The 17,515-nt window shown below is 53.7% G+C and carries 19 protein-coding genes; 8 read left to right on the forward strand and 11 right to left on the reverse strand.

Annotated features, from left to right (window positions below):
- From pqiB to rmf, 3 genes are all read left to right on the forward strand, one after another.
- Window positions 1-1,638: an intermembrane transport protein PqiB gene (pqiB, locus tag BM373_RS02470; RefSeq protein WP_090459055.1), complete on the forward strand. Its 1,638-nt coding sequence runs from the start codon at window positions 1-3 to the stop codon at window positions 1,636-1,638.
- Window positions 1,638-2,204: a membrane integrity-associated transporter subunit PqiC gene (pqiC, locus tag BM373_RS02475; RefSeq protein WP_090459058.1), complete on the forward strand. Its 567-nt coding sequence runs from the start codon at window positions 1,638-1,640 to the stop codon at window positions 2,202-2,204. Before pqiB ends, pqiC begins: the two co-directional genes overlap by 1 nt.
- A 257-nt stretch (window positions 2,205-2,461) precedes the next feature.
- Complete coding sequence (rmf, locus tag BM373_RS02480; RefSeq protein ID WP_090459060.1) at window positions 2,462-2,629, forward strand: ribosome modulation factor; 168 nt, start codon at window positions 2,462-2,464, stop codon at window positions 2,627-2,629.
- Between the two features lie 54 nt (window positions 2,630-2,683).
- Here the strand turns inward: rmf and fabA are convergent, their stop codons facing one another.
- Both fabA and BM373_RS02490 read right to left on the reverse strand, forming a co-directional pair.
- The gene (gene fabA, locus BM373_RS02485) at window positions 2,684-3,202 is read right to left on the reverse strand and encodes a bifunctional 3-hydroxydecanoyl-ACP dehydratase/trans-2-decenoyl-ACP isomerase (protein WP_090459062.1); all 519 of its coding nucleotides are present in this window, start codon (window positions 3,200-3,202) and stop codon (window positions 2,684-2,686) included.
- Window positions 3,203-3,271: 69 nt separating this feature from the next.
- On the reverse strand, window positions 3,272-5,032 hold the full coding sequence (locus BM373_RS02490) for an AAA family ATPase (RefSeq protein WP_090459064.1): 1,761 nt from the start codon (window positions 5,030-5,032) through the stop codon (window positions 3,272-3,274).
- Between the two features lie 186 nt (window positions 5,033-5,218).
- Between BM373_RS02490 and matP the strand changes: the two genes are divergently transcribed.
- On the forward strand, window positions 5,219-5,671 hold the full coding sequence (matP, locus tag BM373_RS02495) for a macrodomain Ter protein MatP (RefSeq protein ID WP_090459066.1): 453 nt from the start codon (window positions 5,219-5,221) through the stop codon (window positions 5,669-5,671).
- Window positions 5,672-5,737: 66 nt separating this feature from the next.
- On the opposite strand, the gene ompA is transcribed toward matP, so the two are convergent.
- Window positions 5,738-6,796, reverse strand: a complete 1,059-nt coding sequence (gene ompA / locus BM373_RS02500; RefSeq protein ID WP_090459969.1) for a porin OmpA — start codon at window positions 6,794-6,796, stop codon at window positions 5,738-5,740.
- A 354-nt stretch (window positions 6,797-7,150) separates the two neighbouring features.
- Complete coding sequence (gene sulA / locus BM373_RS02505) at window positions 7,151-7,660, reverse strand: SOS-induced cell division inhibitor SulA (RefSeq protein WP_090459068.1); 510 nt, start codon at window positions 7,658-7,660, stop codon at window positions 7,151-7,153.
- Between the two features lie 218 nt (window positions 7,661-7,878).
- On the opposite strand from sulA, the gene BM373_RS02510 reads away from it, so the two are divergent.
- Entirely contained in the window at window positions 7,879-8,508 is a 630-nt protein-coding gene (locus BM373_RS02510; RefSeq protein ID WP_090459071.1) for a TfoX/Sxy family DNA transformation protein, read from the forward strand.
- On the opposite strand, the gene yccS is transcribed toward BM373_RS02510, so the two are convergent.
- Window positions 8,493-10,619, reverse strand: coding sequence for a YccS family putative transporter (yccS, locus tag BM373_RS02515; RefSeq protein ID WP_090459074.1), 2,127 nt, complete (start codon window positions 10,617-10,619; stop codon window positions 8,493-8,495). The genes BM373_RS02510 and yccS overlap by 16 nt on opposite strands.
- Before the next feature lie 17 nt (window positions 10,620-10,636).
- Window positions 10,637-11,083: a YccF domain-containing protein gene (locus tag BM373_RS02520; protein WP_090459076.1), complete on the reverse strand. Its 447-nt coding sequence runs from the start codon at window positions 11,081-11,083 to the stop codon at window positions 10,637-10,639.
- Between the two features lie 122 nt (window positions 11,084-11,205).
- On the opposite strand from BM373_RS02520, the gene helD reads away from it, so the two are divergent.
- Window positions 11,206-13,260, forward strand: coding sequence for a DNA helicase IV (gene helD, locus BM373_RS02525; protein ID WP_090459078.1), 2,055 nt, complete (start codon window positions 11,206-11,208; stop codon window positions 13,258-13,260).
- A 43-nt stretch (window positions 13,261-13,303) separates the two neighbouring features.
- Here the strand turns inward: helD and mgsA are convergent, their stop codons facing one another.
- Together mgsA and BM373_RS02535 are read right to left on the reverse strand one after the other, a co-directional pair.
- On the reverse strand, window positions 13,304-13,762 hold the full coding sequence (mgsA, locus tag BM373_RS02530; protein ID WP_090459080.1) for a methylglyoxal synthase: 459 nt from the start codon (window positions 13,760-13,762) through the stop codon (window positions 13,304-13,306).
- A gap of 111 nt (window positions 13,763-13,873) precedes the next feature.
- Window positions 13,874-14,536 carry a curli synthesis inhibitor gene (locus tag BM373_RS02535; RefSeq protein ID WP_090459082.1) on the reverse strand — a complete coding sequence of 221 codons (663 nt, stop codon included), beginning with the start codon at window positions 14,534-14,536 and terminating at the stop codon, window positions 13,874-13,876.
- Window positions 14,537-14,705: 169 nt separating this feature from the next.
- Between BM373_RS02535 and BM373_RS02540 the strand changes: the two genes are divergently transcribed.
- A complete protein-coding gene (locus BM373_RS02540) occupies window positions 14,706-15,119 on the forward strand; it encodes a CoA-binding protein (RefSeq protein WP_090459083.1) in 414 nt (137 codons plus the stop codon).
- A 111-nt stretch (window positions 15,120-15,230) separates the two neighbouring features.
- On the opposite strand, the gene hspQ is transcribed toward BM373_RS02540, so the two are convergent.
- Window positions 15,231-15,548 (reverse strand): heat shock protein HspQ, encoded by a 318-nt coding sequence (hspQ, locus tag BM373_RS02545; RefSeq protein WP_090459085.1) that lies wholly within the window; start codon window positions 15,546-15,548, stop codon window positions 15,231-15,233.
- 60 nt (window positions 15,549-15,608) lie between these two features.
- The gene (gene rlmI / locus BM373_RS02550; protein ID WP_090459088.1) at window positions 15,609-16,799 is read right to left on the reverse strand and encodes a 23S rRNA (cytosine(1962)-C(5))-methyltransferase RlmI; all 1,191 of its coding nucleotides are present in this window, start codon (window positions 16,797-16,799) and stop codon (window positions 15,609-15,611) included.
- A gap of 93 nt (window positions 16,800-16,892) precedes the next feature.
- Between rlmI and yccX the strand changes: the two genes are divergently transcribed.
- Window positions 16,893-17,174, forward strand: coding sequence for an acylphosphatase (yccX, locus tag BM373_RS02555; RefSeq protein WP_090459090.1), 282 nt, complete (start codon window positions 16,893-16,895; stop codon window positions 17,172-17,174).
- Here yccX and tusE read toward each other — a convergent pair.
- Window positions 17,171-17,500: a sulfurtransferase TusE gene (gene tusE, locus BM373_RS02560; protein ID WP_090459092.1), complete on the reverse strand. Its 330-nt coding sequence runs from the start codon at window positions 17,498-17,500 to the stop codon at window positions 17,171-17,173. The genes yccX and tusE overlap by 4 nt on opposite strands.
- Window positions 17,501-17,515 lie beyond the last annotated feature (15 nt).

Consider the following 17,515-nt stretch of genomic DNA (forward strand, 5'->3'; position numbering starts at 1 on the left):
ATGGAGACGAAACGTGGGGAAGCGAATGTGCAGAAGGTAAAAAACTGGTCACCGGTCTGGATCTTCCCGATTGTGACCGCGCTGATTGGCGCGTGGATCCTTTTTTACCACTACAGCCATCAGGGGCCGGTGGTGACGCTGATTACCACCAATGCGGAAGGCATCGAAGCCGGAAAAACGCCGATTAAAAGCCGCAGCATCAATGTCGGGGTCGTAGAGTCCGCGACGCTGTCGGACGATTTAACGCGGGTGGAAATCAAAGCGCGCCTGAACGCGGATATGAGTAAGTTGCTGCACAATGATTCCGTGTTCTGGGTGGTGAAGCCGCAGGTAGGACGTGAGGGGATCAGCGGGCTGGGGACGCTGCTATCCGGGGCCTACATTGAACTCCAGCCGGGATCGAAGGGCACGCAGCCGGAGAGTTATAAACTGCTGGATTCCCCGCCGCTCGCGCCGCCTGATGCGAAAGGTATCCGCGTGATCCTCGACAGTAAAAAAGCCGGGCAGCTTTCTCCGGGCGATCCGGTACTGTTCCGGGGTTATCGGGTCGGGTCGGTGGAAACCAGCAATTTCGATTCGAAAAAACGCACCATCAGCTATCAGCTCTTTATCAACGCGCCAAACGATCGCCTGGTGACCAGTAACGTACGTTTCTGGAAAGACAGCGGGATTGCGGTGGATCTGACCTCTGCGGGGATGCGTGTCGAAATGGGATCATTGACCACGCTGTTTGGCGGCGGGGTGAGTTTTGATGTGCCGGAAGGCATGGAGCTGGGTGCGCCGGTCGCAGAAAAAACGGCCTATACGCTGTATGACGATCAGCGCAGCATCCAGGAGTCTCTCTACACCGAACATATTGATTACCTGATGTTCTTTGATGACTCTATCCGTGGTCTTCAGGTGGGCGCACCTGTTGAATTCCGGGGGATTCGTCTGGGTACGGTCAGCAAAGTTCCGGCGGCCATTCCGGGTCTGCGGCAGGCATTCAATAACGATTACCGCATTCCGGTGCTGGTGCGCATTGAGCCGGAACGCCTGGCGCTGCAGTTGGGCGAAATACCCGACGTGGGCGCACACCTGAAAAACCTGATTGAGCGGGGCCTGCGTGCGTCGCTGAAAACGGGCAACCTGGTGACGGGTGCGCTGTATATCGACCTCAATTTTGATAACAAAGCACCGCCGGTGACGGGGATGCGGGAGTTTGGCGGCTATCGAATTATTCCTACCACCAGCGGTGGGCTGGCGCAGATCCAACAGCGCCTGATGGATACGCTGGATAAGATCAACAACCTGCCGTTGAATCCAATGATTGAACAGGCGACGAATACGCTGACGGAAAGCCAGCGCACCATGCGCCGTCTGCAAACCACGCTGGATAATCTGAATAACCTGACGGCCAGCCAGTCGGTGCAGCAGTTGCCGACCGACATGCAGCAAACCCTGCGTGAACTGAACCGGAGTATGCAGGGCTTCCAGCCGGGATCGGCGGCTTATAACAAGATGGTCGCGGATATGCAGCGGCTTGACCAGGTGCTGCGCGAATTGCAGCCGGTGCTGAAGACACTGAATACCAAGAGTAACGCGCTGGTATTTGAAGCGAAGGATAAAAAAGATCCTGAGCCTAAGAGGGCGAAATAATGAAAAAAGGATGGGTGGTTGGCGCAGCGATGCTTCTGGCAGCCTGTAGCAGCAACGTCGAAGAGACGAACTATTACCAGTTACCGGGGCCGGTAACGCCTGCGACACAAAGCCACGGCGGTCAGAATGCCCGACTGCTGTGGGTTGAACAGGTGTCAGTGCCGGATTATCTGGCCGGTAATGGCGTGGTGTACCAGACCAGCGACGTGAAGTATTCGATTGGCACGCAAAACCTGTGGGCCAGCCCGCTCGATCAACAGCTACGCACCACGCTGGTGTCGAACCTCAGCCAGCAGTTGCCTGGCTGGGTGGTGGCGTCGCAACCGCTCGGACACGATCAGGATACGCTTAATGTGACCGTAACAGGGTTTCACGGGCGCTATGATGGCCGGGTGATCGTCAGCGGCGAATGGCTGCTCAATCATCAGGGACAGCTCAGCAAACGTCCGTTCCATATCGAAATGACGCAGCAGCAGGATGGTTATGACGCGATGGTGAAAGTGCTCGGTGAGGCGTGGAGTCGTGAAGCCAGTGAAATCGCTCGCGAGTTAAAACAGATGCCCTGAGTGCAATTAATCTGAAAAAAACCGCGCCGGTCATGTGATCCGCGCGGTTTTTTTATGGCCGCAAAATGGCGCTTAATACTTGTTCCCGCTCACACTTTTTGTACAAATGATTTTCTATGTATCTCACATTTATGACACTGGTATGAATTTTGTGCATTGACGATCGCCATTATTCGCGGTATTGGTTAAACGTGATTGCGCATTTTGTAATCACTGTTTTCTTTTCCACCAGACTCAAAAAATGAGGGAAACGAGGCATGAAGAGACAAAAACGAGATCGCCTGGAACGGGCACATCAACGTGGTTATCAGGCCGGTATGACCGGTCGTTCGAAAGAAATGTGTCCCTATCAGACGCTGAATCAGAGGTCGTACTGGCTGGGAGGCTGGCGAGAAGCCATGGAGGACAGGACGGCTATCGCCTGATTCTGTCTCTTTAGTAAGAAACCTCCGCCTGCCGGAGGTTTCGCCTGTTGGGGGTCAGAACGCAGATGTGTCCTGGAACAGCCCAACTTTCAGATCGTTTGCAGTATAGATAACGCGGCCGTCAACCAGCACTTCACCATCGGCCAGACCCATAATCAGACGGCGGTTAACCACACGTTTGAAGTGAATACGGTAGGTGACTTTCTTCGCGGTTGGCAGAACCTGACCGGTAAATTTCACTTCACCCACGCCCAGCGCACGGCCTTTGCCTTCACCACCGAGCCAGCCCAGGTAGAAACCGACCAGTTGCCACATCGCATCAAGGCCAAGGCAGCCAGGCATTACCGGATCGCCGATAAAGTGGCAACCGAAGAACCACATGTCCGGGTTGATATCCAGTTCCGCTTCAACATAGCCTTTGTCGAAGTTACCGCCGGTTTCGGTCATTTTGACCACACGGTCCATCATCAGCATTTGTGGAGCCGGTAACTGCGGGCCTTTCGCGCCAAACAGTTCACCGCGACCAGAGGCAAGAAGATCTTCTTTCGTATAGGATTCGCGTTTATCTACCATGTTCTCAGTAAGCCTTATAGTAAGTTTCGGACGCAGGATAGCTAACACGTGTACGCTGAACAAGTCCGATCAGTTCGGCGTAAACCACGTTAACCAGCGTAACGGCCACGGAAAGCGGTGCCGGGCTTCCTGCTGCGTCGCCTGGGCAATACGTTCCTGAATAGTCTGACTCAGGGTGGTTTGACCTTCGCCATCCCACTGCAGGTTCGTCAATAAGGGTAGCGCATCCGTGACATCATCAATGGCCCAGACAGAGAATTGCCCGGCCTCAACCGCTTCCAGTAACTCCTGCTGTAAACAGAGATGACGGGCATTAGCGGAAGGAATGATGACCCCTTGTTTGCCCGTTAAGCCACGCTGCTGACAGATTGAGAAAAAGCCTTCAATCTTTTCATTTACACCACCGACGGGTTGCGCACGGCCAAACTGATCGACAGAGCCGGTAATAGCAAGGTTCTGGTTCACCGGAACTTCAGCCAGAGCGCTGATCAGCGCACACAGTTCAGCCATTGAAGCGCTGTCGCCGTCCACTTCGCTGTAGGACTGCTCAAAGGTTAACGACGCTGAGAAGGGCAGTTGCTGCTCAAGCTGCAGTTCCGCCATCAGGAACGACTGCATGATCATCATGCCCTTGGCATGGATATTCCCGCCCAGTTCAGATTTACGTTCGATGTCGTTAAATTCACCGTCACCGATATGCACCACGCAACTGATGCGCGAAGGCTCACCAATGGCACGGGGGTGGCCTGGGAACTCAACGACTGAGAGGGCGTTGATTTGTCCGATGCGTTCGCCTTCGGTTTCAATGAGGATCTGCTCAAGCAGGATTTCATCCTGCATACGCTCCGGCAGATAACCTTCACGCCATTCACGTTGGGCAAGCATGGTCTGCAATTGCTCTGCATCAAAGCGTTGCTCAGCGCCAAGGGCGGCAACTTCCTGCAACTGACGCCCCAGCCAAAGCGGGCAAAGCGGCAGGGTTTCCTGATCGCCGGTATAGCGCACCGCTTCATGGATAAGCACAGGCCACGCATCGGCCGCTGGTGCGGGCAGGGACGCTTCATGAGCGACTTGCAGAACCCACTGACACCATTGCGCCATCACTTCAGCATCCGCAATTTGCAGATTTTCTTCGTATTCGCTGTAAATTGCGCGCGCGGCCAGCTCTGGTTCCATTTCCTGGAATTCCGCCAGTGAATCGCGCTCGCCAATCAGAATGACCTTAAGCTGCAAAGGCATCGACGGGACGCTTACCGGCAGGGGACGCGATTCGTCAAAGGAGACCCAGTCAAAGCGCTGGCGGGTCACCATAGTCTTTAAACGCATCCACAATAACGGTTGCGCCAGCAGGGTGCGCAGGGAAATCACCAGCACGCCGCCGTTCGCCTGATGGACCAGACCCGGTTGCAGAGAGAGTTGATTATTAAACTGGCGCAGGCAGCCAAATAGCTGTTCCGCTTCGACCCATTCGGCAACCACGACATGGCTGCGCGTGGCGAAATTTGCCAGTGCATCGGTAGCCGGTGTGAAACTCACCGTGTTTCCGTCAATATGATATTGACCACCGACAAACGGGGGATCTTCTGGCAATAACTGCCCGGCCGCTTTCGCAATAAGGCTTAAATACTCTGTCTCTTCTGGCGCTTTGGCCAGTAAAAAGGAATTTGATGCCAGCGGATGAAGCAATTGCTCCAGCGCATACTGCAAACGGGGTTGCGTATCGCTTAAGGTAACGTCGCTGGTCAGCGCTGCTTCAGACTGAGCAAACACGTCCTGATAACTTTCGGTATCAGGGATAAGATCCTGGCAGGTAAGTTTAGTAATCGTCAAAGTCGAGGTTTTTATCGTCAGAAGTAAAGTGCGGAATTATACCGTAAGCCGCAATTCAGCACACGAGGAATACACATTTTACACCGGCCAAAGTCGGCTCTGAGCTCACAGGATGTGATTTCTTTTCAGCAGATTGCTAAAAAACTGATATTCTGAACTAAGTTACACGGTAACACAGAGATCGCGATGAAATACCAACAACTGGAAAATCTTGAAAGCGGCTGGAAATGGAAGTACCTGGTGAAGAAGCACCGTGAAGGTGAATTAATCACGCGCTACTTAGAAACCAGTGCGGCAAAAGAGGCTGTCGATCTTCTGTTAACGCTTGAACATGAGCCGGTCCGCGTGAATGAGTGGATTGACGCGCATATGAATGCAGCGTTAATGAATCGTATGAAGCAAACCATCCGTGCTCGCCGTAAACGACATTTCAATGCTGAACACCAGCATACGCGTAAGAAATCTATCGACCTTGAATTTATGGTCTGGCAACGTCTGGCAGGGCTGGCGCAGCGGCGGGGCAAAACACTGTCGGAAACAATCGTGCAGTTGATTGAAGATGCCGAGCATAAAGAAAAATATGCCAGCCAGATGTCCACCTTAAAGCAGGATCTTCAGGCCTTATTAGGCAAAGAATAAGTTCTTTTGGTAACTAACAGGCAATAAAAAACCCCGCAATGGCGGGGTTTTTTTTAAGACGTAAACTTAAGCCTGCGGCTGAGTTACAACGTCTTTGATACCTTTCACTTCGATCTCTACGCGACGATCAGGTGCCAGGCAATCGATCAGCGCCGGACGTGCTTTCACGTTGTCACAGGTGCTGCCGGTAACCGGGTTAGATTCGCCCATACCACGTGCGGAGATCTTGTTGGAAGGGATACCTTTAGAGATCAGGTAATCAACAACAGACTGAGCACGTTTCTCGGACAGACCCTGGTTGTAAGCGTCAGAACCGATACGGTCGGTGAAGCCCAGAACCACAACGGAACCGTCTTTCGGATCCAGGTTGCTCAGCTGGCTGTACATCTGATCCAGAGCCTGCTGACCTTCTGGTTTCAGAGTCGCTTTGTTGAAGTTGAACAGAACGTCAGACTTCAGAGTGAAGTGCTTGGTCTGTACTTCTGGAGCCGGAGCCGGAGCCGGTGCAACTACAGGAGCCATTTCTTCCTGCTGACCGAAGCGGTAGGAAACACCTAAGCTCAGCAGACCGTTGTCCTGACGGGTGCCCACAGTTTCAGCGTCACCGATGTTGTTAACCCACTGGTATTCCAGACGGGTAGCGATGTCACGGGTAACAGCCCACTCAACACCACCTGCGAAGACCGGAGAAACGCCGGTATCGTGGTCTTTAGCGTGGAAGTCAGCGCCCGGAACGTTCGCTTTAGCGTCTGCACGCCAAACCATACCACCCAGACGGGTATAAACGTCCAGATCGTCTGCTACCGGGTAGCTCAGCTTAGCGGTCAGCTGTACGCCCTGAGCTTTAAAAGCGCCATTTACGGTATCGCCTTTATACTCTTCACGGCCCAGCCAGTCGTAGCCCATTTCAAAGCCAACGTACGGGTTAACCTGATAGCCACCGAACGCGCCAGCACCCAGTTGGTTTTCGTGAGTCGGGCCGTCATTAGGAATGAAACCGGTGTCGTGGAATTGGGACCAGCCCAGTTTGCCACCTGCGTACCAGGTATTATCTTTCGGAGCGGCCTGCGCTACGGTAGCGAAACCAGCCAGTGCCACTGCAATCGCGATAGCTGTCTTTTTCATTTTTTGCGCCTCGTTATCATCCAAAAATCGCCATGAATTTCTCGCCAGAGAAAACACGGTTAAATCCTTCACCCGGGGTATTGCTCATTATTAACTCTACCGATATCTTCGGCTTAGGCTGAGCACCCCTGGCGATGTAAAGTCTACAACGTAGTTGGAAACTTACAAGTGTGAACGCTGTCAGGCTTATGAAAAAAAAAGCTTTGTGAACACAATATTTAACATTTGAGGCGAAAAAATAATCACCTCAAAATGCGCGAACCGCACCAGACAAGCTTCGGCGGGGAATTTGACTTAGTTCCTCACCGAAGAGAATATTGATAAAATAAATGCCAGGAATTATCTTAAATTCCATTAATGATAAAAATTAGAGTGAATTTTTAGTCCTGAAAGCTGTCTTGTGGCGTGAGAGTCCGATCGTACAGGACGCATCACAAACCCCATCGCATTACCTTTTTCTGCTGCCTGAACCAGACGACGATGCTCATCATCAGTCAAATCGTCCGCATGCCAGCCAATGACCACACTATAGTTTCCGGTGCGTAAAGCCCTGATCATCGACTCAAGCGTATCGTCAGGAGAAAGCTGGCTAATTTGCATCAGCTTAGTTAAGGGCAGGCCAGAAGCCTGAACCCACTGGCGGCTCAGCTTTTGCTGCGGCGTCAGCCACAACTGCCAGCGCGATTGTTGACCAAGTTGCTGAAGCAGCGGTAATAAAAGCAGTTGAGTCATCATGGGCTGGTCTTCGCGATAGACCACTTCGCTGATAAGTCCGGTTGAGTCGCCAGCGGTGTTAGCCTGGGCGCTGTTACCTTTAATGGCAGCGAGTTTTGATGAGCGATTAGCATAGCCTGAAGTGTACATAATCATTCCAGCCCTGATAGTTACTGTATATCTATACAGTACCCCCTGAGCGTATAAAGATCAACCTCATTTTCTGAAAGCGCATCGCAAATTTTGTCGATATCCGCTGCGATTGCAAAAATCATCTTGCCGACGGCGCGCAAGTTGCCTATGTTCCTCACTAACGGATCCGTTAACGAATAAAAATAGCTTTACCACATGATTTTAAAGGAATAATCATGAAAGATTTGTCGTATCAAAGGATCTATAAATCCCGAGAATATCTCTCAGCGCTAGGCCAGATTCGCTACCGTGCTCTGTTTGGCGGCTACAGTTTGTCAGTAGATGGAACGGTGTTTGCCATGGTATCAAACGGCGATCTTTATCTTCGCGCCTGCGAACAAAGTGCTGAATATCGCTCACAGCATGCCGCGCCCCTTCTAACCTTTATGAAACGCGGCAGGCCGGTATTACTGAATTACTATCGGGTCGATGAAAGCCTCTGGCACGATCCGCAAAAGCTCAATACGCTGTCGTCATGGTCACTGGCCGCTGCAAAAACGGAAAAAATGCAGCGCACGGGGGCACCCCGGTTAAAAGATTTGCCCAACCTGACTTTTCAGCTTGAGACGCTGCTGCGGGAAGCGGGTGTTCCCGATTACGCCACGCTCCGTCAGCTCGGGTCGAAAACATGCTGGGTCCGCATACGACATCTTAATTCTCACCTTGGTATTAAAGTGCTGTTTGCTCTCGAAGGTGCGATAGTCGGATTGCATGAAGCCGCACTCCCGGCGCTGACACGCCAGGCGTTAACGGACTGGTTCAATGATTTTCAAAAAGAGCACGATGCGCCTCACTGGGGGATCTGACGCTGTAAGCGGCAAATTTCCGGTAACAGCGCCAGCATAAGACCAATTTGCTGTAATACCAGCGGCTCTTTATTGTCGGAACGTGGCTCAACATGGCGCAGACGTTCCGACAATTGATCCAGACGCTGTTGTACCCGCTCTTCATCGGCAGGGGGGCGATGTAGCGCGTCGTCGACGTAACAGACCGTATCATCCAGTAAAGACAGGATCTCCGGATGGGTTAACCGTTCACGATGCGCCCCAAGCGCGGAAACGTAGCTGGTAAAGGTATGATTCAGACACAGCAGCCTGAACGCCGCCTCGCGCAGTTCAGCAGAGGCTCCCGGCTCGGTTGACATATTTGAAACCACGGACGCGAACTCAGCATCACGATTGTAAGCGTCGCGCCGGGCGATACGGTAGGCAAGACGGTTATCACGACCCTGGTGATACTGTTCAAGAATCGCATCCAGATAGCGGCAGTTAGCGTCAATAGCGCGCGCCAGCACGCGGGGTAAATGACGAAACCGCCAGTCTGGCCAGATAAAACTCACTGCCGCCCAGGCGATAAGACAACCTATTAACGTATCAATGATGCGCGGAATCGCGACTTCAAATCCTTCGCCGAGGAGGTTAAAGCACAGCAAAACCAGCAGGGTGATAAAGAGCGTGGCATGGGCATATTGCACAGTGCGAAAAACAAAGAACAGCACGCCGGTAATGACAATCAGCAGTAACTGGCCTTCCACAGAGGGCACAAAGTAGAGCACCGGCAGGCCAATAGCGACCCCCACGAGCGTACCAATCACGCGCAACGTCAGACGATGGCGCGTAGCGTTATAGTTAGGCTGGCAGACGAAAAGGCTGGTGAGCAGGATCCAGTAGCCATGTTCCAGCCCGGTGAACTGGATAAAGGCATAGCCAACGCAGAGCACAACCGACATGCGTACCGCGTGGCGAAAGAGCGCCGACTCCGGCGTCAGGTTACGGCTTAAGCGTAACCAGATGTCACCGATCCCGTTCAGACTGTCGTCAGCCAGTTGATGTTCTGTGTCATTTCCCGGCTGAGCCTGCGCTTGTTCCGATTCGATGGTTGCCAGTTGGGCATCAATCGCGCGCAAATTATCGAGCAGGAACCCCAGCGTATTCATCAGATCGGCAGGCGTACCGCTGGCGCGCAGACGCTCAAGAGCCGCATCAAGATGGGTAAAGGCACGTTCAAACCGTTTGTCGTGCTGATAAGGTTCGCGCAGCAATATACAGTGTGAGAGGTTTATGCAGGCCTGCGACTGCATGGCGAGCAGGCGCTGAAAGCGAAACATTACATCGCTGTAGCGAAAATGCGCGCGCAACTTTTCGTACTGAATGTGTGAAGAACTGGCGCGTTCATGAATATCCTGGGCGACAAAATAGTAGTGCAGCGTACGACGGGTGCCACGCTGCCCGCGATCCCCGCGCAGTCGGGTGAGTAAGGACGCTTTTGTCTGATTAAGGGTGGTGACCAGTTGCCCGTTTGCCAGCGCCAGATCGTAGAGGGGAGCCTGACTTTCATCTTCGATATCTGGATCAAAAAGGCGTGATTTGAGCTCAAGATAATGCGCGAGCTGCTCATAGCAGCGGGCCAGATTATCCTGTAAGGGGCGCACAGGAAACACCAGATGACCGATCAACGTCAGCAGGTTAAACCACACGGCACCGGCCAGCAGCAGCAGCGGTTGCTGATACCAGCTGGCGTAAAGCGATATCCCCAGCGTGGTATAGATGGCAATTAATAGCGCGCCGAAGGCGATGGTCGCGTAGCGCGGACCAAGGCCGCCCAGCAGAATAAACCCGCTGGTAGAGATAATTAACCCCAGCGCAAACAGCCAGGGCGAGGGGAAGAGTAGCTCCACGCTTGCCGAGGCGATAAAAAACGAAACCAGCGTAATGAAAATATTGCGTAGCCGCCCGGTCAGCCGATCGTCCAGATCGGCCAGCGCCGCCGCGACCACGCCGAGGGTCAACGGGATAGTGAGTTTGACATCATGCAGCCACCAGGGCAGCGCTGTGGTTCCGCACAGGGCAACAGCAATTTTGACATTAGAAAGCCAGGTACTGTTTAAGGTATAGCGGCGGAACAGGGGACTAAGCATGACAGCAGACATCCTTATTACTGGAAACGACGGCGGGCGTTAGCTTCCCGCGCGGCCTGGGCGGTTTCCACCGAGACAACCCGGCGACCCACCGGCCACAGTGCAATGGCAGCAATTTTAAAATTGGCGATGCCCACCGGAATACCAATGATGGTCAGGCACTGCGCAATGCCGGAAACGATGTGCATCACGCACAGCCACCAGCCGAAAAGCACCAGCCACACCAGATTGAGCAGCGTGCCGCCCGTATTCAGCAGCACGTTTTTTTCACCGGGGGTCAGTTCATCTACATGTACCGCTTCATTACCGTAAGGTACCAGCGAAAGTTTGGTAATTTCCCAGCACGAGCGGGTAAGCGGCAGCGTAATGATTAACACCACGCTCATCACTGTCGCCAGTAACCACGCCAGAGTGGTGAAAAAACCACCGAGCACAAAATTCAAAATATTCAGTACAGTACGCATAAATCCTCGATCCAGACCCGTTAACGAAAAGTCCCAGCAATTGTAGCGATTTTTTAGGCTGGAGCACGCATTCTCTGACGGTTAAACTGGCAGGCAACGATACCGGCTGGAAATGACACGTCATGGAACTGAAAGCGACATCATTAGGAAAACGTCTGGCGCAACACCCTTATGACCGGGTTGCGATTCTGCACGCGGGCGTCAAAGTGTCTGGCGATCGCCATGAATATCTCATCCCGTTTAACCAGTTGCTGGCGATTCACTGCAAGCGCGGTCTGGTCTGGGGCGAACTGGAGTTCATGCTTGCCGATAACCAGGTGGTACGCCTGCACGGGACTGAATGGGGACAAACCCAGGTGTTCTGGCAACACCTCAGTACGCTCTGGGAGACGTGGAGCGCCGAAATGAGCGAGGTGGCCGCCCAGGTATTACAAACGCAACTGGATGAGCTTTCCCGGCATATCGATCAGGGAAAATGGCTGACGCGCCAGCAGACGCTTGGCCTGCAACAGCAGATCTCACGGGCGTTTGAGGCTTTGCCTCTGCCCACTGCACGGCTGGCGTCTTTCGATAACTGCCGTGAATTATGGCAGCGCGCGCAGGCCTGGCTTAATGATGTTGAAGGCTGCCGGACGGAACATAATCAGGCCTGGACGACGGCTATGCTCAAAGAGTACGCGCCGTTTTTCGAACAGATCGAGTCCTCGCCGCTTAACCCGTCGCAGGCGCGGGCGGTGGTCAACGGCGAGCAGTCGTTACTGGTGCTCGCCGGAGCGGGCAGCGGTAAAACATCTGTGCTGGTGGCGCGCGCAGGCTGGTTGCTGACGCGAGGCGAAGCGGCCGCCGATCAAATTCTGCTGCTGGCGTTTGGCCGACAAGCCGCGCAGGAGATGGATGAACGCATTCGCCAGCGGCTGCATACCGATGAGATCACCGCGCGGACGTTTCATGCGCTTGCGCTGCACATCATCATGCAGGGGAGTAAAAAAGCGCCGGTTATCAGCGCGCTGGAAAACGACACGCAGGCGCGAACCGCGCTGTTTATTGACGCCTGGCAGCAGCAGTGCAGTGAGAAAAAGGCCCAGGCCAAAGGCTGGCGTCAGTGGCTGGAAGAGGAACTGGGCTGGACGGTGCCGGAAGGCAATTTCTGGAACGACGAGAAATTACAGCGTCGGCTGGCGGGCCGGCTGGATCGCTGGGTCAGCCTGATGCGGATGCACGGCGGTACGCAGGCTGAGATGATCGAGAGCGCGCCGGAAGAAATCCGCAGCCTGTTTTCGAAACGGGTGAAGTTAATGGCTCCCTTACTGAAAGCCTGGAAATCGGCGCTGAAAGCGGAAAACGCCGTCGATTTTTCGGGGCTTATCCATCAGGCCATTAATGTGCTGGAAAAAGGGCGCTTTATCAGCCCGTGGAAGCATATTCTGGTGGATGAATTTCAGGACATTTCACCGCAACGCGCCGCGCTGCTCGCTGCACTGCGTCGACAGAACTCGCAGACGTCGCTGTTTGCTGTGGGTGATGACTGGCAGGCAATCTACCGTTTCAGCGGCGCGCAACTCTCCCTGACCACCGCGTTTCATCATAATTTTGGCGAGGGCGATAGCTGCGCACTCGACACCACCTACCGCTTTAATACGCGCATCGGTGAAGTAGCGAACCGGTTTATTCAGCAAAATCCCTGGCAACTGAGCAAACCGCTAAACAGTCTGACGCCGGGAAATAAGCAGGCGGTGACTCTGCTGGCGCAGGATCAGCTGGATGCGCTGCTCGATAAGCTCAGCGGTTACGCCACCCCGCAGGAACGGATCCTTATCCTTGCGCGCTACCATCACCTGAAGCCCGCGGCGCTGGAAAAGGCTGCGACCCGGTGGCCGAAACTTCAGCTCGATTTTATGACTATCCATGCCAGTAAGGGTCAGCAGGCGGATTATGTGATTGTGCTGGGATTGCAGGAAGGGCAGGAGGGCTTTCCCGCGCCCGCCCGGGAGTCGATCATGGAGCAGGCGCTGTTACCGGAACCGGAGGATTTTGCTGATGCGGAGGAGCGTCGTTTGCTCTACGTGGCGATCACCCGGGCAAAAAACCGCGTCTGGCTGCTGTTTGATAAAGCGCAGCCGTCACGGTTTGTCGAGGTGCTTAAAGCGCTGGATGTGCCGGTAGCCCGCAAGCCTTAAGGTGTCCGGGTAAGCATGGCGATACCCGGCAACCGCCTGCCTTTTACTTCAGCCGTTCGGCCAGATAGCGTGGGTAATCGGGGATCGTAATCTCCACGCTGTCGTTAAACTGCGGGGATTCGATAATAAAATTCGCGGTAGAAACGTTAGTGGCGACCGGAATGTTCCAGACCGTCGCCAGGCGCAGCAGGGCTTTGACGTCTGGATCGTGCGGGACGGCGTTGAGCGGGTCCCAGAAGAAAATTAACACGTCAATTTTGCCTTCGGAAATCATCGCTCCGACCTGCTGGTCGCCCCCCATCGGGCCACTCAGCATGGCATTGACTTCCAGGCCCGTCGCCCGCTGGATCAAATTACCCGTAGTGCCCGTCGCATACAGTTCGTGCTGTGCCAGCAGCGGCTGGTGACGCTCAACCCAGTTCATCAGCATTTTCTTGCAGTGATCGTGTGCAACAAGTGCAATATGTTTTCGCGCTGGTAAGGCGCGCGTGGTCAGTTCCATAATCCCCGTCCATCAAAAAGGTTTGCTACAGATTACTGGAAGCGTTTGATGCTGCAATAGAAAGGCACAAAAAAAGCAGAAGTGAAAAAGCGTTTGTGAAGCGACGCACGCTTACGAGGGCGGTTGCTGTTTTGCCCACTGCATAAAACGGTTGCGGGTCTGCGGATCGGCCTGTTGATACCAGAATTTCAGCCGCTGTTCGGTGAGGGTCTGGGATTGCGGGGGCAGAACGTCCAGTTCAGAGACGCCGGAGAGCAGGGTGCTGTCATCAGCCATCATGGTGGCAAACTGCGGCAGCGAAGCCTCTTTTCCCTCTTTGTTATAGCGCTCGGTATCCCGCTCATAATTCATGCCGCTGGGCGTCTGGGTGAGAGTCAGAATGTCGAGTTTGACCGGAATCGGCGTGGATTCCCCGTCCACCAGCGTTACCGCTGGCGTGGTATCAAAGAGTTCCGTTTCACGTTGTGTCTCAAGGCGCGGAAGTGAAAAATTCACCAGACTGACCAACTGTGTGTTGAAACTGGCAATCAGCGGCGGAGAAATATAGAGCCGTTGTTCATGATTGTTTAGCCGGATGGTCTTTTCCACCCGGAAAACCAACTGATGCGGGCCATTATCCAGCTCAATACTGTCGGCTCCCCGCAGCAACGAACTGGACACTTTTTTGCCATCCAGTACCAGTAAATCAACCTCGCTGGAGAGGCGCAGAGTAGTGGAGAAAACGGTGACCGGCATCAGGCAGAGGAGCAATGTCGTAAATATGCCGGTTTTCATAAACGTCTCCTGCCAGACTGGCACGTTGCGAGTTGTATCAAAATTTTACAAAGGCTGTGGTTACTAACATATAGATATATATCGCCTTTTGCTCTCATACGGATGTATGGGATAAGGGGCTGGTCGGTACGCTGTGGTGTACACTTGAATAAATCGCCTGGAGGAAACCATGAAAGAAACCGATATTACTGGCATTTTGAAATCCACCCGTACCATCGCACTGGTTGGCGCAAGTGATAAACCCGATCGTCCGAGTTACCGGGTCATGAAATACCTGCTCGATCAGGGCTATCACGTGATCCCTGTTTCACCAAAGGTCGCCGGGAAAACCCTGCTTGGCCAGCCTGGTTACGCGACGCTTGCCGACGTTCCGGAAAAAATCGATATGGTGGATGTCTTCCGTAACTCAGAAGCAGCGTGGGGCGTTGCGCAGGAAGCTATCGCTGTGGGGGCTAAAACGCTGTGGCTACAGCTTGGGGTTATTAACGAGCAGGCCGCCGTACTTGCAGACGACGCGGGGCTGAATGTGGTGATGGACAGATGCCCGGCGATTGAGATCCCGCGTCTGGGGCTGGCTAAGTAGTATTGGATTGCCCCCTCACCCCGACCCTCTCCCTCAGGGAGAGGGGGAAGGGCAAGCCAGTGCTCGATCTGTCCCCTCTCCCTTGGGGAGAGGGCTAGGGTGAGGGGAGTTTTAATTCCGCAGTCGCGGAGCCTGTAATTGTTTGCGGATCGTACGCGCCAGTTCATCCATGGAGGGTTGTTCAGGGTGTTCTTGCCGGACTTCGCTACTGAGCTGGGCTTCCGCCAGATAAGTATGCATTGGCTGCCCCTCGTCATCTTCCATCACAACATGATACCAGGGGGCAGCGCGTAGCGTGTCGTTAACCGCCAGCTCGTCCGCTGACGGTTCATCAAGGGAATATTCAGGGTCGATATCCACCACCACGCCTAGGTAGCCTAACAGCGAGTGGCGTACCTGCTGGCCGATACCGAATTTGCTGGCAATCATAGTCACCTCCGGAGAACCGTTACTGACATGAGATATGTGGGCAAGGTTCCCTATATCAAGTTACATGACGCGACAGGCAAACCCTTTCAGATAAAGCCCTTCCGGGTAAGTCGCGATCACCGGGTGATCGGCGGCCTGACGGAACTGCTCTATAAATTGTACATCACGACCCGCATCTATAGCGGCATCAGCGATGATTTTCTGAAATAAATCGGTGGTCATCAGACCGGAGCAAGAAAATGTCAGCAGCACGCCGCCTGGGTTCAAGAGCTGGATTGCCAGCATATTGATGTCCTTATAGCCACGACAGGCACCCATGAGCTGGCTTTTGTTTTCGACAAACTTCGGCGGGTCCATCACGATGACATCGAACTTCTCGCCCTGATCGCGGTATTTACGCAGCAGTTTAAACACGTCGTCACGCACGAATTCCGCTTTACTGAGATCCAGTTTGTTCAGTTCGACGTTCTGTTTTGCCACATCGAGCGCTTCCTGCGAGGTATCGACGCTTACGACCTGACGGCAGCCGCCCATCAGTGCCGAAACGGCAAAACCACCTGTGTAGGAGAAGCAGTTCAGCACGCGTTGATTTTCTACATAACGACGCGTCGCCAGGCGGCTGTCGCGCTGATCCAGGTAATACCCGGTTTTGTGGCCGGCCTGAATATCTACCAGCAACTTCATGCCGTTTTCTTCAATCGGCAGCAGGGCTGGAGGCAGTTCACCGTGAACGGGACCTTGCGTCAGTTCCATCCCCTCTTTTTTACGTACCGCAACGTCGCTGCGATCGTAAATGGCGCATTCCGGATAGCACGTCTGCAAAGCGGCGACCAGCGCCAGACGCTGATACTCGGCACCTGCGCTGAGTAATTGCAACACCAGGAAATTGCCGAAGCGGTCAATGGTCACGCCCGGCATTCCGTCGGATTCACCGGCGATCAGGCGGTAGCTGTCGAGGCCATCACGCTTTGCCAGCCAGTCGCGCCACTGTTGCGCCTGCGTCAGACGACGGGTAAAGAAGGCGATATCGATGCTTTCGTTTTTATCGAACGTCCAGACGCGAGCGCGAATTTGCGAAGCGGGAGAATACGCACCACGGGCCAACCATTTTCCCTGATGGTCAACAATATCAATCGTTTCACCGAGACTGGCTTTGCCTTCCATGCGAGCAACCGCTCCGGAGAAGACCCAGGGATGACGGCGCAGTAAAGATTTTTCGCGCCCTTTGGTTAACACTAAACGTACACTCATAATTGGCTATATTGTCATATTGATGAAATTGGGGGGCATTTTCCCGAGTTCAGTGGGGAAATGCAATGTACCGGCACGTAAAGGAGAAGAAAGATGTCACAAGTATGCGTAATGGCCTGGGTTCATGGCAGAGTTCAGGGCGTCGGCTTTCGCTACAGCACCCAGCATGAAGCACAGCGACTGAATGTGAAAGGGTATGCCCGCAATCTGGATGACGGCAGTGTGGAAGTTCTGGCCTGCGGCGAGGCAGACAGCGTGGATGCGCTGGTGGCATGGCTTAAAGCTGGCGGGCCACGCAGCGCGCAGGTGGATAAAGTGTTAACCGAACCGCATCAGCCCAGCAAAGAGATGAGCAATTTTTCGATTCGTTATTAAATGCACTTTACCGGTTTAGGCAGGCCAGCGACTTTGGTTGCCTGCTTAGCCGGGCCTTTCGGGAACAGACGATACAGATAGCGGCTATTGCCTTTCTCCTCGCCAAACTTATTCGCCATCGCTTTTACCAGCATGCGAATAGCCGGGGAGGTATTAAATTCCAGATAAAACTCGCGCACAAAGCGCACCACTTCCCAGTGTTCAGCGGAAAGGGTGATCCCTTCTTTTTCAGCGATGATCGTCGCCAGCGCTTCATTCCACAGGGTAGTGTCTTTCAGATAGCCTTCGCTATCGGTTTCGATTTCACGGCCTTCAAACATCAACATAACGTATCGCTTTGT

This window comes from Enterobacter sp. kpr-6, assembly GCF_900116015.1.
In the GTDB taxonomy this organism is placed as follows: domain Bacteria; phylum Pseudomonadota; class Gammaproteobacteria; order Enterobacterales; family Enterobacteriaceae; genus Enterobacter_D.